This is a genomic window from Streptococcus mitis, assembly GCF_023109235.1.
Classification (GTDB): Bacteria; Bacillota; Bacilli; order Lactobacillales; family Streptococcaceae; genus Streptococcus; species Streptococcus mitis_DA.
This window is the reverse complement of record NZ_JALDUC010000002.1, coordinates 122,599-138,279: the sequence shown is the minus strand read 5'-3', so window position 1 is coordinate 138,279 and position 15,681 is coordinate 122,599. Positions and strand designations below refer to the sequence as shown.

Here is a 15,681-nt window from a genome sequence, read left to right as displayed (position 1 = left end):
CACCTTATTTCTTTTTGTTGTAGGCAAAGAGTGGGCTGACTGGTTTTCTTTCGTGGATACGGACGATAGCATCACCAATTAACTCACTTGCAGTGATGTAGCATACGTTTTTAGGAGTTTTTTCTTTTGTTGCTACTGAATCAGTCACAAGAATTTCTTTAATATTAGTATTATCAAGAAGTTCAGCAGCACCTTCGACGAAGAGACCGTGGCTAGAAACAGCATAGATTTCTGTAGCCCCTTCACGTTCAACGATTTTAGCAGCTTCAGAGAAGGTACGTCCTGTATTCAGAATATCGTCAATTAAGATAGCTTTTTTACCTTCCACATCACCGATAATATAACCTTCGTTGCGAGTTGCATCGTCTTGGGGGTAGTCGATAATGGCGATAGGAGCATCAAGATATTCAGCCAAGCTACGAGCGCGTTTCACACCTGAATTTTTAGGGCTAACCACGACAACATCTGAACCGAGTAGGCCCTTATCGCAATAATGTTTTGCAAATAGGGGAACTGTGAAAAGGTTATCGACAGGGATGTCAAAGAAGCCTTGAACCTGAACGGCATGCAAATCAAGCGTAAGGATACGATCGACACCAGCCTTAACTAGCATATTGGCAACTAGTTTGGCTGTAAGCGGCTCACGAGGTGAAGCGATGCGGTCTTGACGTGCATAGCCAAAATATGGAAGAACAACGTTGATGCTGTGGGCACTTGCACGCACACAAGCGTCGACCATGATCAATAACTCCATTAGGTGGTTGTTAACTGGGAAACTTGTTGATTGGATGATGTAAACATCATAACCACGGACACTTTCTTCGATATTTACTTGGATTTCTCCGTCTGAAAATTGACGTGATGATAGTTTTCCAAGTGGGACACCAACAGCTTGAGCAATTTTCTGTGCAATTTCTTGATTAGAGTTGAGTGCGAAAAGTTTCATGTTTTTTCTATCTGACATTATAGACCGTCCTCTGTAAACTTTTTAAATCCTAGTCCTATCTGCCTAGCCTATATGAACAGGGATTTTTGTATTTTATCTTTTCTATTTTACCAAAAAATAGAGATTATTTCAGCTATTTTTCATGCTTTTGACAAATCGGACCAATTTTGAGGGAGCTTTTTGATAAGCAATCTGATTTTCCTCTAAAAATTGCTGGAAATCTTGTTTCCCTTGCTCGTGATTCTCAACTTCAAGCTCTAATTCGTAATCTGTAATATCAAAGTACTGACTTTCATCCAGCGCCATGAGACCAATAGCTGTTTGCATTTCATAGCGAAGTGTCGTTAGACAACCAAGAATCTGCCATTTACTAGTTTTAATACCATGTTTCGCCAATTCATCCAGTACTAGCCCTTGAGGAAGTTTTTTCTTGCTCAGATAGTTTTCAGCATCTTTTAGTTGCAATTTTTGATTGTATTCCATGTTTCCGACACTTTGTGGGACTTTGAGTGTCAATTCTGCCCAATCTTCAAAAGTGCGAATGCGCAAAGCAACTTTCTTTTCTCGCAGTTCAAAATCAGGCGTGTCTATGTAGTAATTTTTTTGAAGAACAGGAGTGACACCTGTGAACTGGTCTTTTAGACGATTATATTCATCTTTTTTCAAGAGTGTTTTCAATTCAATTTCTAAATGTTTCAATTTTCTTACCTTTTCTTTGTCTATGAAAGCGGATTATATGATATAATAGCTTTGTATTTATTGTATATGAATCTGGAGAAAAAATCAAAGATATTTTTGAAGGATAAAATGAGAACAAGGGAGAATATATGACCATAGAATGGGAAGAATTTCTAGATCCTTACATTCAAGCTGTTGGTGAGTTAAAGATTAAACTACGTGGTATTCGTAAGCAATATCGTAAGCAAAATAAGCATTCTCCGATTGAGTTTGTGACTGGTAGAGTCAAGCCAATTGAAAGCATCAAGGAAAAAATGGCTCGGCGTGGTATTACTTATGCGACCTTAGAGCACGATTTGCAAGATATTGCTGGTTTGCGTGTGATGGTTCAGTTTGTAGATGACGTCAAAGAAGTAGTGGAAATTTTGCGCAAACGTCAGGACATGCGAATCATACAGGAGCGAGATTACATTACTCATCGAAAGGCTTCAGGCTACCGTTCCTATCATGTGGTAGTAGAATATATGGTTGACACCATCAATGGAGCTAAGACCATTTTGGCGGAAATTCAGATTCGTACTTTGGCCATGAATTTCTGGGCAACGATAGAACATTCTCTCAACTACAAGTACCAAGGGGATTTCCCAGAGGAAATTAAAAAGAGACTGGAAATTACTGCCAAGATTGCCCATCAGTTGGATGAAGAAATGGGTAAAATTCGTGATGATATCCAAGAAGCCCAGGCTCTTTTTGATCCTTTGAGTAGAAAATTAAATGACGGTGTAGGAAACAGTGACGATACAGATGAAGAATACAGGTAAACGAATTGACCTGATAGCCAATAGAAAACCGCAGAGTCAAAGGGTTTTGTATGAATTGCGAGATCGTTTGAAGAGAAATCAGTTTATACTCAATGATACCAATCCAGATATCGTTATTTCCATCGGTGGTGATGGTATGCTCTTGTCGGCCTTTCATAAGTACGAAAACCAGCTTGACAAGGTCCGCTTCATTGGTGTTCACACTGGACATTTGGGCTTCTATACGGACTACCGTGATTTTGAGTTGGACAAGCTAGTGACTAATTTGCAGCTAGATACCGGAGCAAGAGTCTCTTACCCTGTTCTGAATGTGAAGGTTTTTCTCGAAAATGGTGAAGTGAAGATTTTTAGAGCACTAAATGAAGCCAGTATCCGAAGGTCTGATCGAACCATGGTGGCGGATGTTGTGATTAATGGTGTCCACTTTGAACGTTTTCGTGGAGATGGGCTAACAGTTTCAACACCGACTGGTAGTACAGCCTATAACAAGTCGCTTGGTGGAGCTGTTTTACACCCAACCATTGAAGCTTTGCAATTAACGGAAATTGCCAGCCTTAACAATCGTGTCTATCGAACCCTGGGTTCTTCCATTATTGTTCCAAAGAAGGATAAGATTGAACTTATTCCAACAAGAAACGATTACCATACCATTTCGGTTGACAATAGCGTTTATTCATTCCGTAATATTGAGCGTATTGAGTATCAAATAGACCATCATAAGATTCACTTTGTCGCATCACCGAGCCATACCAGTTTCTGGAACCGAGTTAAGGATGCTTTTATCGGCGAGGTGGACGAATGAGGTTTGAATTTATCGCAGATGAGCATGTCAAGGTTAAGACCTTCTTAAAAAAGCACGAGATTTCTAAGGGGCTGCTAGCTAAGATTAAGTTTCGAGGCGGAGCTATTCTGGTCAATGATCAACCACAAAATGCGACGTATCTATTGGATATTGGAGACCGAGTTATCATAGATATTCCCGCTGAGGAAGGTTTTGAAACTCTCGAAGCTATCGAGCGCCCACTGGATATTCTCTATGAGGATGACCATTTTCTAGTCTTAAATAAACCCTATGGAGTGGCTTCTATTCCTAGTGTTAATCACTCCAATACTATCGCTAATTTTATCAAGGGTTACTACGTCAAGCAAGACTATGAGAATCAGCAGGTTCACATTGTAACTAGACTTGATAGAGATACTTCTGGCTTGATGCTCTTTGCCAAGCACGGCTATGCCCATGCACGATTAGACAAGCAGTTGCAGAAGAAGTCCATTGAAAAACGCTACTTTGCTTTGGTTAAAGGCGATGGACACTTGGAGTCAGAGGGGGAAATTATTGTCCCGATTGCACGTGATGAAGACTCTATTATCACTAGAAGAGTAGCTAAAGGTGGGAAGTACGCCCATACTTCTTACAAGATTGTAGCTTCTTATGGGAATATTCATTTGGTAGACATTCGCCTGCACACTGGGCGAACCCACCAAATCCGAGTCCATTTTTCTCATATTGGTTTTCCTTTGTTGGGAGATGACTTGTATGGTGGTAGTCTAGACGATGGAATTCAGCGCCAGGCCCTACATTGCCATTATCTATCCTTTTATCATCCATTTTTAGAGCAAGACTTGCAGTTAGAAAGTCCCTTGCCGGATGATTTCAGCAACCTTATTACCCAGTTATCAACTAATACTCTATAAAAACTGATTCAGAGTATAATTATTATCTTAAAGGAGAAAACTCATGGAAGTTTTTGAAAGTCTCAAAGCCAACTTGGTTGGTAAAAATGCTCGTATCGTTCTCCCTGAAGGGGAAGAGCCTCGTATTCTTCAAGCGACTAAACGCCTGGTAAAAGAAACAGAAGTGATTCCTGTTTTGCTTGGAAATCCTGAAAAAATTAAAATCTATCTTGAAATCGAAGGTATTGAGGACGGTTATGAAGTCATCGACCCTCAACACTACGATAAATTTGAAGAAATGGTTGCTGCCTTGGTAGAACGTCGCAAGGGCAAAATGTCTGAAGAAGATGCACGCAAGGTTTTGGTTGAAGATGTCAACTATTTTGGTGTTATGTTAGTATACCTGGGCTTGGTTGATGGAATGGTGTCAGGAGCGATTCACTCAACAGCTTCAACAGTTCGTCCAGCTCTTCAAATCATCAAAACTCGTCCAAATGTAACTCGTACTTCAGGTGCCTTCCTCATGGTTCGTGGTACGGAGCGTTACCTCTTTGGGGACTGTGCCATCAATATCAATCCAGACGCGGAAGCTTTGGCTGAAATTGCAATCAACTCAGCAATTACAGCTAAGATGTTTGGCATCGAGCCTAAAATTGCTATGCTAAGTTATTCTACTAAGGGTTCAGGTTTTGGTGAAAGCGTTGATAAGGTTGTAGAAGCAACTAAAATTGCTCACGACTTGCGTCCTGACCTTGAAATCGATGGTGAGTTACAATTTGATGCAGCCTTTGTTCCAGAAACTGCAGCTCTGAAAGCTCCTGGAAGTACGGTAGCTGGTCAAGCAAATGTCTTCATCTTCCCAGGTATCGAGGCAGGAAATATCGGTTACAAGATGGCTGAACGTCTTGGTGGTTTTGCGGCTGTTGGACCTGTTTTGCAAGGTTTGAACAAGCCAGTTAACGACCTTTCTCGTGGATGTAATGCTGATGATGTTTACAAGTTAACCCTTATCACAGCAGCCCAAGCTGTTCATCAGTAAGATTTAGTCCTCTTTCCCTTGGGAAGAGGCTTTTTAATACTAGGAAAAGGACAGTTAGAGTCTTCTGTGTTATACTAGAGATATGTTAGATTTGAAAGAATACGGTATCGTCATGTGGCCGGATGAGAAGATCATTTCTTTCCGTGAGAAACTTCTTGCCTGGTATGATGAAAACAAAAGAGATTTACCCTGGCGTAGAAGTAAAAATCCTTATCATATCTGGGTCTCTGAAATTATGCTCCAGCAGACTAGGGTGGATACGGTTATTCCCTATTACGAACGATTCTTGGACTGGTTTCCAACAGTAGAAAGCTTAGCGAATACGCCTGAAGAGCGTTTGTTGAAGGCTTGGGAAGGTTTGGGTTATTATTCTCGAGTTCGTAATATGCAGGCTGCAGCCCAGCAGATTATGACAGACTTTGGTGGTCAATTTCCAAACACCTATGAAGGAATTTCCAGCTTGAAAGGGATTGGTCCTTACACAGCAGGAGCCATTTCCAGTATTGCTTTTAATTTGCCTGAGCCAGCTGTAGATGGTAATGTCATGCGTGTTTTGGCGCGTCTATTTGAAGTCAACCACGATATTGGCATTCCAAGCAATCGAAAAATTTTTCAGGCAATGATGGAAATCTTAATTGACCCAGAAAGGCCTGGTGACTTTAATCAAGCCTTGATGGACTTGGGATCAGATATTGAGGCGCCTGTAAATCCCAGACCAGAAGAAAGCCCAGTTAGGGACTTTAGTGCGGCATATCAGAATGGCACAATGGACCGTTATCCAATCAAGGCTCCCAAGAAAAAGCCAGTTCCCATTTATCTCAAAGCCTTAGTTGTGAAAAATACTCAGGGACAATTTTTACTTGAAAAAAATGAAAGTGAAAAGCTATTGGCAGGTTTTTGGCATTTCCCATTGATAGAAGTTGATAACTTTTCGCAAGAAGAGCAGTTTGACCTCTTTCATCAGGTTGCAGAAGAAAATGTGAACTTTGGTCCCAGTCCAGAAGAGAGTTTCCAGCAGGACTATGACCTAGATGTTGATTGGCTTGATATTTATTTTGAGACTGTCAAGCATATCTTTAGTCATCGTAAGTGGCATGTTCAAATTGTAGCAGGTCAGGTGAGTGACTACAATGACTTTCCAGATAGGGAAGTTCGCTGGCTTTCACCAGAAGAGTTTAAGAATTACCCACTTGCCAAACCCCAACAAAAAATCTGGCAGGCTTATGCACAAGCCAACTTAGACAGTAGTAAAGACTAGCTATTGTGTCTTCTTTTTATTTTTTTGATATAATAGTAGAGAAAAAGGTGAACAAATGAAAAAAATATTAATTGTAGATGATGAAAAACCAATCTCGGATATTATCAAGTTTAATATGACCAAGGAAGGTTACGAGGTTGTAACTGCTTTTAATGGTCGTGAAGCACTAGAACAATTTGAAGCAGAGCAACCAGATATTATTATTCTGGATTTGATGCTTCCCGAAATTGATGGTTTAGAAGTTGCAAAGACTATTCGTAAGACGAGTAGTGTTCCTATTATCATGCTGTCAGCTAAAGACAGCGAATTTGATAAGGTTATTGGTTTGGAGCTTGGAGCGGATGACTATGTGACAAAACCCTTCTCAAATCGTGAGTTGCAGGCGCGTGTTAAAGCTCTTCTTCGTCGTACGGACTTGGTTTCTGTAGATAATCAAGAGTCAGATGAAAAGAAAACCCAACCTTTGCAAATTGGGGACTTGGAGATTGTACCAGATGCCTATGTGGCTAAAAAATATGGTGAAGAACTAGACTTGACCCACCGTGAATTTGAACTTTTGTACCACTTGGCTTCTCATATTGGTCAAGTGATTACCCGTGAACACTTGCTTGAAACGGTCTGGGGGTATGATTATTTCGGAGATGTTCGGACTGTTGACGTAACTATCAGACGTTTGCGTGAGAAGATTGAAGATACACCTAGTCGTCCAGAGTATATCCTAACACGTCGTGGTGTTGGTTATTATATGAGAAATAATGATTGAATTGATTAGAAAAAATATTCTTACTAGTGATTTTATCTTCATTTTAATTTTATTGGGTTTTATCTTGATTGTTACCTTGCTTTTGCTAGAAAATCGGCGAGATAATATTCGGTTGAAGCAAATTAATCAAAAAGTTAAAGACTTGATTGCAGGAGATTATTCTCAGGTATTGGATATGCAGGGAAGCTCTGAAATCACTAATATTACCAATAATCTCAATGATTTATCAGAAGTAATCCGTTTGACCCAAGAAAATCTGGAACAAGAGAGTAAACGATTGCACAGTATCCTCTCTTACATGACAGATGGAGTCCTCGCGACCAATCGTCGTGGTAAGATTACTATGATTAATGACATGGCTAAGAAACAGCTAGGTGTTCAGAAGGAAGATGTTCTCAATAAAAGTATTCTAGAATTACTTCAGATTGAAGATGAGTATGAACTTCGTGATTTGATTACCCAAGTTCCTGAACTCATGATTGATTCTCAGGATGCCAATGGTGAGTATCTGAGCCTTCGTGTACGCTTCGCCTTGGTGCGTCGTGAGTCTGGATTTATCTCAGGTTTGGTAGCTGTTTTGCATGATACGACGGAGCAGGAGAAGGAAGAACGCGAACGAAGACTCTTTGTTTCCAACGTTAGTCATGAGTTACGGACGCCTCTGACTAGTGTAAAATCCTATCTTGAAGCCTTGGATGAGGGAGCCTTGTCAGAACCTGTTGCACCAGACTTTATCAAGGTGTCTCTAGACGAAACCAACCGTATGATGCGGATGGTGACAGACCTTCTCCATCTTTCTCGAATTGATAATGCAACTAGTCACCTAGATGTGGAACTGATTAACTTCACAGCCTTTATTACCTTTATTCTTAACCGCTTTGATAAGATGAGGGGATCAGACGAAGAAAAGAAATATGAATTGGTTAGAGATTATCCGATTACGTCTGTCTGGATTGAAATTGATACAGACAAAATGACACAGGTGATTGATAATATTCTCAACAATGCCATTAAATATTCTCCAGATGGTGGAAAAATCACAGTGACCATGAAGACGACTGATGATCAGATGATTTTGTCTATCTCAGACCAAGGATTGGGTATTCCTAAGCAGGATTTGCCACGTATCTTTGACCGTTTCTACCGTGTGGATCGTGCTAGAAGTCGTGCCCAAGGTGGAACTGGGCTAGGTCTAGCTATTGCTAAAGAAATTATCAAACAGCATAATGGTTTTATTTGGGCCAAGAGTATATATGGTAAGGGATCAACCTTTACCATTGTGCTCCCTTATGATAAAGATGCAGTGAAGGAAGAAGTATGGGAGGACGAAATAGAAGACCAGAATGAGTGAAACAGGCTTTAAATACAGTATTTTAGCGTCGGGTTCCAGTGGAAATTCCTTTTATCTGGAAACGCCAAAAAAGAAACTTTTAGTGGATGCAGGCTTATCTGGTAAGAAAATCACCAGCCTACTTGCTGAAATAAATCGCAAGCCAGAAGACTTGGATGCCATCTTGATTACCCATGAGCATTCTGACCATATCCATGGAGTCGGTGTGTTGGCTCGCAAGTATGGTATGGATTTGTATGCCAATGAAAAGACCTGGCAGGCTATGGAAAATAGCAAGTATCTCGGCAAGGTGGATTCTTCGCAAAAGCATATCTTTGAAATGGGCAAAACCAAAACCTTTGGAGATATCGACATTGAGAGTTTTGGTGTTAGCCATGATGCAGTCGCACCGCAGTTCTATCGCTTTATGAAGGATGATAAGAGTTTTGTCATGCTGACTGATACAGGTTATGTTAGTGATCGAATGGCAGGAATTGTCGAAAATGCAGATGGCTATCTTATCGAGTCCAACCATGATGTAGAGATTTTGCGAGCAGGTTCTTACGCTTGGCGACTAAAACAACGAATCCTATCGGATCTCGGTCACCTTTCTAACGAGGACGGTGCTGAAGCTATGATTCGTACCTTGGGAAACCGCACTAAGAGGATCTACCTTGGGCATTTATCTAAGGAAAACAATATCAAGGAACTGGCTCACATGACCATGGTTAATCAGCTAGCACAAGCTGATTTAGGTGTAGGAGTAGACTTTAAGGTTTACGATACCTCACCGGATACCGCAACACCATTGACAGAGATATAAAAAAGAAGGCGAATGTGCCTTCTTTTTTATATATTTTACAATCCAGCAAATTCTTTGATTTCTTGTGCTGACATTGAAGAGTCGCAACGGACATTGATTTGTCCATCTGCAATGTGAACGAAGCCTGGTACAGTTGGGATTCCATAGCGTGAGCGGAATTCTTGCAACTTATTGAGTTGGCTTGGTTCTTCACTGTTGATGAAGTAGATGTGAGCTTTGGTTTCAGCTACGACACCTGCCAAGGTACCAGCAAATTTACGGCAGTAAGGGCAAGTTTTACGACCAATAAAGAAGGTTGCAGTTTCTTTTTTATCAAGAGCTTCTTGCGCACGCGCAACTGTAGTGACTTCAAGGTCTTTGATATTATCTAAAAATTGTTCCATGAGATTACCTCGCTTTCATTGATAAGTCTAGTATGCCATAAAGTTTCTAAAATTGCTTAGATTTGATACGAAAAAAAGATGAGATTGGTTAGTCTCATCTTTTATAGGTCTTTATTTTACAAAAGCATTGATTTCTGCTTCGATGTTAGCGATTTTAGCTTGTGATTCTTCGTTTGTTTCTCCTACAACTGCAATGTAGAACTTGATTTTTGGTTCTGTACCTGAAGGGCGAACGGCAATCCATGAACCGTCAGCAAGTGTGTATTTCAACACATCACTTGGAGGAGTTGTCAAGTTTGTAACAGTTCCGTCTGCAGCAGTAGCTGTTTGAGCTTTGAAGTCTTCTACGACAGTGATAGCTGTTGCATTCCATTCTTTTGGAGCATTGTTGCGGAATTTAGCCATAATCGCTTTGATTTGTTCTGCACCATCGACACCTGAAAGGGTAACAGAGATTGTTTTTTCTGCGTAGTAGCCGTACTCTTTGTAGATTTCTTCGATACCGTCAGCAAGGGTCAAACCACGTGAACGGTAGTAGGCAGCAAGTTCAGCAACGACAAGAACAGCTTGGATAGCGTCTTTATCACGTACGAATGGTTTAATCAAGTAACCGAAGCTTTCTTCAAATCCCATCATGTAAGTGTGATTGTGTTTTTCTTCGAATTCTTGGATTTTTTCAGCGATGAATTTGAAACCAGTCAGAACGTTGAACATAGTTGCGCCGTAGCTTTCAGCAATCTTCGTTACCAAGTCAGTTGATACGATAGATTTGCAAAGGGCTGCATTTTCAGGCAGAGTTCCGGCATTTTTGTGGGCTTCCAAGATGTATTTTGCCATGATAGCACCGATTTGGTTACCTGAAAGGTTGAGGTAGCTACCATCTTTTTGAAGAACTTCAACACCAACACGGTCAGCATCAGGGTCAGTTGCCACAAGAACATCTGCACCAACTTGACGACCAAGTTCTTCAGCAAGGGCAAAGGCTGCTTGGCTTTCTGGGTTTGGAGATTTTACAGTTGAGAAATCAGGATCGGCAGTTGCTTGCGCTTCAACGACTTGAACAGAGTCAAATCCTGCTTGGGCAAGAGCGCGACGAGCCAACATTTCACCAGTACCATGAAGTGGTGTGTAGACAATTTTCATGTCTTTACCAAATTCTTCAATCAAGGCTGGGTTGATGTTTACGTCCTTAACCTCTTTAAGGTATTCTACGTCAACAGCTTCGCCGATAACTTCAATCAAGCCAGAAGCTTTTTCAGCTTCCACATCAGCAACTTCAACTGCAAATGGGTTTTCGATAGCACGGATATAAGTAGTCAACGCGTCCGCATCGTGTGGAGGCATTTGTCCACCGTCTTCGCCGTAAACCTTGTATCCGTTAAATGGTGCAGGGTTGTGACTGGCTGTGACCATGATACCCGCGAAACAGTCGAGGTGACGAACTGCAAATGATAGTTCTGGAGTTGGACGAAGGCTTTCAAATACATAAGATTTGATGCCGTGTTTAGCAAGAACTGCCGCAGACTCAAAGGCAAACTCAGGTGAGAAGTAACGGCTATCGTAGGCGATTGCTACACCACGTTCTTTTTCATTTCCACCTTTTGATTCAATCAAACGAGCCAATCCTTCAGTAGCTTGGCGAACAACGTAGATGTTGATGCGGTTTGTACCAGCACCAATCAGGCCACGCATACCTGCAGTACCAAATTCAAGATTTGTATAGAAGGCATCTTCCTTTGTTTTTTCGTCCATATTTTCCAAATCTTGACGAAGGTAGTCAGGAAGCTCCGCAAAATCAACCCATTTCTGGTAATTTTCTTGGTAAGACATTGAAATTCTCCTTTTTGTAAATTGTTTTAACCGTTCACATTATAGCATTATTTAGCGTTTTAGTAAAACGGTAGCATAATTTTTAGAAAAGTGGTGTTATATGCCGGTTTATCAAGTCTTGAATGCCTTAGGGAAACATGCTATACTACTTGTATGATTATTTTACAAGCTAATAAAATTGAACGTTCTTTTGCAGGAGAAGTTCTTTTTGATAATATCACCCTGCAGGTTGATGAACGAGATCGGATTGCCCTTGTTGGGAAAAATGGTGCCGGTAAGTCTACTCTTTTGAAGATTTTAGTTGGAGAAGAGGAGCCAACTAGTGGAGAAATCAATAAGAAAAAAGATATTTCTCTATCTTACCTAGCCCAAGATAGCCGTTTTGAGTCTGAAAATACCATCTACGATGAGATGCTTCATGTCTTTGATGACTTGCGTCAGACTGAGAAACAATTGCGTCAGATGGAGTTGGAGATGGGTGAAAAGTCTGGTGAGGACTTGAATAAGCTGATGTCAGATTACGACCGCTTATCTGAAAATTTTCGTCAGGCAGGTGGCTTTACCTATGAAGCTGATATACGAGCGATTTTAAATGGATTCAAGTTTGACGAATCTATGTGGCAGATGAAAATTGCTGAGCTTTCTGGTGGTCAAAATACTCGTCTGGCACTGGCTAAAATGCTCCTTGAAAAGCCAAATCTCTTGGTATTGGACGAGCCAACCAACCACTTGGATATTGAAACCATCGCCTGGCTAGAGAATTACTTGGTAAATTATAGCGGTGCCCTTATTATTGTCAGCCATGACCGTTATTTCTTGGATAAGGTTGCGACAATTACGTTGGATTTGACCAAGCATTCTTTGGATCGCTATGTGGGTAATTACTCTCGTTTTGTCGAGTTGAAAGAACAAAAACTAGCTACTGAGGCAAAAAACTATGAAAAGCAACAGAAGGAAATCGCGGCTCTAGAAGACTTTGTCAATCGCAATTTAGTCCGTGCTTCGACGACCAAACGTGCCCAATCTCGTCGTAAACAACTGGAAAAAATGGAGCGTTTAGACAAGCCTGAAGCTGGCAAGAAATCAGCCAATATGACCTTCCAGTCTGAAAAAACGTCGGGTAATGTTGTATTGACTGTTGAAAATGTGGCTATTGGCTATGATGGGGAAATATTGTCAGAGCCTATCAACCTAGACCTCCGTAAAATGAATGCTGTTGCCATCGTTGGTCCAAATGGAATCGGTAAGTCAACCTTTATCAAGTCTATTGTGGACCAGATTCCTTTTATCAAAGGTGAAAAGCGCTTTGGTGCCAATGTTGAGGTGGGTTACTATGACCAAACCCAAAGTAAGCTGACACCAAGTAATACTGTATTAGATGAGCTCTGGAATGATTTTAAACTGACACCAGAAGTTGAAATCCGTAACCGTCTAGGTGCCTTCCTTTTCTCTGGTGATGATGTTAAAAAATCAGTCGGCATGCTGTCAGGTGGCGAGAAAGCTCGTTTGCTTTTGGCTAAATTGTCTATGGAAAACAATAACTTCTTGATTCTGGATGAGCCAACCAACCACTTGGATATTGATAGCAAGGAAGTGTTGGAAAATGCCTTGATTGACTTTGATGGAACTCTTCTATTCGTCAGTCACGACCGTTACTTTATCAATCGTGTGGCAACTCATGTACTGGAATTGTCAGAGAATGGCTCGACTCTTTACCTGGGAGATTACGACTACTATGTTGAGAAGAAATCAGAAGTAGAAATGATTCAGGCTGAGGAAGCTTCAACTAGCAATCAAGCAAAAGAATCAAGTTCAGTTAATGACTATCAAGCTCAGAAAGAAAGTCAAAAAGAAGTTCGCAAACTCATGCGACAAATCGAAAGTCTAGAAGCTGAAATTGAAGAGTTAGAAAGTCAAAGCCAAGATATTTCTGAACAAATGTTGGAAACAAACGATGCCGACAAACTGATGGAATTACAGGCTGAGCTGGACAAAATCAGCCACCGTCAGGAAGAAGCTATGCTTGAATGGGAAGAATTATCAGAGCAGGTGTAAGATTTCTAAGTTATCCGCCCTTCTCGTTTGTGAGGAGGGCTTAGTTTATGGTAAAATGGTTTTATGAATAAAAGAATGAATGAGTTAGTCGCCTTGCTCAATCGCTATGCGACTGAGTACTATACCAGCGATAATCCCTCGGTTTCAGACAGTGAGTATGATCGCCTTTACCGAGAGTTGGTTGAGTTAGAAACTGCCTATCCAGATCAAGTGCTAGCAGACAGTCCGACCCATCGTGTTGGTGGTAAGGTTTTAGATGGTTTTGAAAAATACAGTCATCAGTATCCTCTTTACAGCTTGCAGGATGCTTTTTCACGTGAGGAGCTTGAAGCTTTTGATGCGCGTGTTCGTAAGGAAGTGGCTCATCCAACCTATATTTGTGAGCTTAAAATTGATGGTTTGTCTATCTCGCTGACTTATGAAAAGGGGATTTTGGTTGCTGGGGCAACACGTGGAGATGGTTCTATTGGGGAGAATATCACAGAAAACCTCAAGCGTGTTAAGGACATTCCTTTGACCTTGCCAGAAGAACTAGATATCACAGTTCGTGGGGAATGTTATATGCCACGAGCTTCTTTTGACCAGGTCAACCAAGCTCGCCAAGAAAATGGAGAGCCTGAATTTGCTAATCCTCGTAATGCGGCGGCAGGAACCTTGCGTCAGTTGGATACAGCTGTAGTTGCCAAGCGCAATCTTGCCACATTTCTCTATCAAGAAGCCAGCCCTTCGACTCGTGATAGCCAAGAAAAGGTTTTGAAGCACCTAGAACAGCTTGGTTTTGTGGTCAATCCTAAGCGAATTTTGGCTGAAAACATAGATGAAATCTGGAATTTTATCCAAGAAGTAGGACAAGAACGGGAAAATCTACCTTACGATATTGATGGGGTGGTAATCAAGGTCAACGACCTAGCAGGACAAGAAGAACTCGGCTTTACCGTCAAGGCTCCAAAGTGGGCAGTAGCCTACAAGTTCCCAGCTGAAGAAAAAGAAGCTCAACTACTCTCAGTTGACTGGACAGTTGGCCGTACTGGAGTTGTTACGCCAACTGCAAATCTGACACCTGTTCAGCTAGCTGGTACGACTGTTAGTCGTGCGACCCTGCACAATGTGGATTATATTGCTGAAAAAGATATCCGAAAAGATGATACGGTTATCGTTTATAAGGCTGGAGATATCATCCCTGCCGTTTTACGTGTGGTAGAGTCCAAACGGCTTTCTGAAGAGAAACTAGATATTCCAACAAACTGTCCAAGTTGTGATTCTGTCTTGCTGCACTTTGAAGATGAAGTGGCCCTGCGTTGTATCAATCCGCGTTGCCCTGCCCAAATTATGGAAGGTTTGATTCACTTTGCCTCTCGTGATGCCATGAATATTACAGGGCTTGGTCCATCTATTGTTGAGAAGCTATTTGCTGCTAATCTGGTTAAGGACGTTGCGGATATTTACCGCTTGAAAGAAGAAGATTTCCTCCTTTTAGAAGGTGTTAAGGAAAAGTCTGCTTCTAAACTGTATCAGGCCATCCAAGCATCTAAGGAAAATTCTGCCGAGAAGCTCTTGTTTGGTTTGGGAATTCGCCATGTCGGAAGCAAGGCCAGTCAGCTGTTACTTCAACATTTTCATTCAATCGAAAATCTGGCTCAGGCAGATCCAGAGGAAGTAGCTAGTATTGAAAGTCTAGGTGGTGTAATTGCCAAAAGTCTTCAGACTTACTTTGCGACAGAGGGCTCTGAAATTCTCCTAAAAGAATTGAAAGAAGCTGGGGTCAATCTGGACTATAAAGGTCAGACAGTAGTAGCGGATGCGGCCTTGTCAGGTTTGACAGTTGTATTGACTGGGAAATTGGAACGTCTCAAGCGCTCAGAAGCTAAAAGTAAACTCGAAAGTCTGGGTGCCAAAGTTACAGGTAGTGTTTCTAAAAAGACAGACCTCGTCGTGGCAGGAGCAGATGCTGGAAGTAAACTGCAAAAAGCACAAGAACTTGGTATCGAAGTTCGAGATGAAGCTTGGCTAGAAAGTTTGTAATAATCGTTTAAAATCAGAGTTTAGATAATATAACTATGTTTGTTAATTGAGTCGAGATT

At 41.2% G+C, this 15,681-nt stretch carries 14 protein-coding genes; 10 read left to right on the top strand and 4 right to left on the bottom strand.

What is annotated here, in order from left to right:
- Nucleotides 1–4: 4 nt before the first annotated feature.
- Nucleotides 5–964: a ribose-phosphate diphosphokinase gene (locus M1F55_RS01950; protein WP_001283818.1), complete on the bottom strand. Its 960-nt coding sequence runs from the start codon at nucleotides 962–964 to the stop codon at nucleotides 5–7.
- Between the two features lie 111 nt (nucleotides 965–1,075).
- Nucleotides 1,076–1,645, bottom strand: a complete 570-nt coding sequence (locus M1F55_RS01945; protein ID WP_049546595.1) for a CYTH domain-containing protein — start codon at nucleotides 1,643–1,645, stop codon at nucleotides 1,076–1,078.
- Nucleotides 1,646–1,773: 128 nt separating this feature from the next.
- Here M1F55_RS01945 and yjbM point away from each other — a divergent pair, with 128 nt between their 5' ends.
- The 8 genes from yjbM (at nucleotide 1,774) to M1F55_RS01905 (ending at nucleotide 9,332) form a co-directional block, all read left to right on the top strand.
- Nucleotides 1,774–2,445 carry a GTP diphosphokinase gene (gene yjbM, locus M1F55_RS01940; protein ID WP_000151559.1) on the top strand — a complete coding sequence of 224 codons (672 nt, stop codon included), beginning with the start codon at nucleotides 1,774–1,776 and terminating at the stop codon, nucleotides 2,443–2,445.
- Entirely contained in the window at nucleotides 2,429–3,247 is an 819-nt protein-coding gene (locus tag M1F55_RS01935) for an NAD kinase (RefSeq protein ID WP_000799056.1), read from the top strand. Before yjbM ends, M1F55_RS01935 begins: the two co-directional genes overlap by 17 nt.
- The gene (locus M1F55_RS01930) at nucleotides 3,244–4,140 is read left to right on the top strand and encodes an RluA family pseudouridine synthase (protein WP_049501784.1); all 897 of its coding nucleotides are present in this window, start codon (nucleotides 3,244–3,246) and stop codon (nucleotides 4,138–4,140) included. The genes M1F55_RS01935 and M1F55_RS01930 overlap by 4 nt, the downstream gene beginning before the upstream one ends.
- Nucleotides 4,141–4,183: 43 nt before the next feature.
- On the top strand, nucleotides 4,184–5,158 hold the full coding sequence (pta, locus tag M1F55_RS01925; RefSeq protein WP_000451571.1) for a phosphate acetyltransferase: 975 nt from the start codon (nucleotides 4,184–4,186) through the stop codon (nucleotides 5,156–5,158).
- A gap of 82 nt (nucleotides 5,159–5,240) precedes the next feature.
- On the top strand, nucleotides 5,241–6,416 hold the full coding sequence (gene mutY, locus M1F55_RS01920; protein WP_247947168.1) for an A/G-specific adenine glycosylase: 1,176 nt from the start codon (nucleotides 5,241–5,243) through the stop codon (nucleotides 6,414–6,416).
- A gap of 55 nt (nucleotides 6,417–6,471) precedes the next feature.
- Nucleotides 6,472–7,179: a response regulator YycF gene (gene yycF / locus M1F55_RS01915; RefSeq protein ID WP_000722072.1), complete on the top strand. Its 708-nt coding sequence runs from the start codon at nucleotides 6,472–6,474 to the stop codon at nucleotides 7,177–7,179.
- Nucleotides 7,172–8,530 (top strand): cell wall metabolism sensor histidine kinase VicK, encoded by a 1,359-nt coding sequence (gene vicK, locus M1F55_RS01910; protein WP_247947167.1) that lies wholly within the window; start codon nucleotides 7,172–7,174, stop codon nucleotides 8,528–8,530. Before yycF ends, vicK begins: the two co-directional genes overlap by 8 nt.
- The gene (locus tag M1F55_RS01905; RefSeq protein ID WP_049501781.1) at nucleotides 8,523–9,332 is read left to right on the top strand and encodes an MBL fold metallo-hydrolase; all 810 of its coding nucleotides are present in this window, start codon (nucleotides 8,523–8,525) and stop codon (nucleotides 9,330–9,332) included. Before vicK ends, M1F55_RS01905 begins: the two co-directional genes overlap by 8 nt.
- Before the next feature lie 35 nt (nucleotides 9,333–9,367).
- Here M1F55_RS01905 and M1F55_RS01900 read toward each other — a convergent pair whose 3' ends face one another.
- Nucleotides 9,368–9,715: a DUF6568 family protein gene (locus tag M1F55_RS01900; RefSeq protein WP_247947166.1), complete on the bottom strand. Its 348-nt coding sequence runs from the start codon at nucleotides 9,713–9,715 to the stop codon at nucleotides 9,368–9,370.
- 111 nt (nucleotides 9,716–9,826) lie between these two features.
- Nucleotides 9,827–11,545 carry a phospho-sugar mutase gene (locus M1F55_RS01895; RefSeq protein ID WP_049501779.1) on the bottom strand — a complete coding sequence of 573 codons (1,719 nt, stop codon included), beginning with the start codon at nucleotides 11,543–11,545 and terminating at the stop codon, nucleotides 9,827–9,829.
- A 153-nt stretch (nucleotides 11,546–11,698) separates the two neighbouring features.
- Here M1F55_RS01895 and M1F55_RS01890 point away from each other — a divergent pair, with 153 nt between their 5' ends.
- Both M1F55_RS01890 and ligA read left to right on the top strand, forming a co-directional pair.
- On the top strand, nucleotides 11,699–13,600 hold the full coding sequence (locus M1F55_RS01890; RefSeq protein WP_049500775.1) for an ABC transporter ATP-binding protein: 1,902 nt from the start codon (nucleotides 11,699–11,701) through the stop codon (nucleotides 13,598–13,600).
- Nucleotides 13,601–13,663: 63 nt separating this feature from the next.
- Nucleotides 13,664–15,622 carry an NAD-dependent DNA ligase LigA gene (ligA, locus tag M1F55_RS01885; protein ID WP_247947165.1) on the top strand — a complete coding sequence of 653 codons (1,959 nt, stop codon included), beginning with the start codon at nucleotides 13,664–13,666 and terminating at the stop codon, nucleotides 15,620–15,622.
- Nucleotides 15,623–15,681 lie beyond the last annotated feature (59 nt).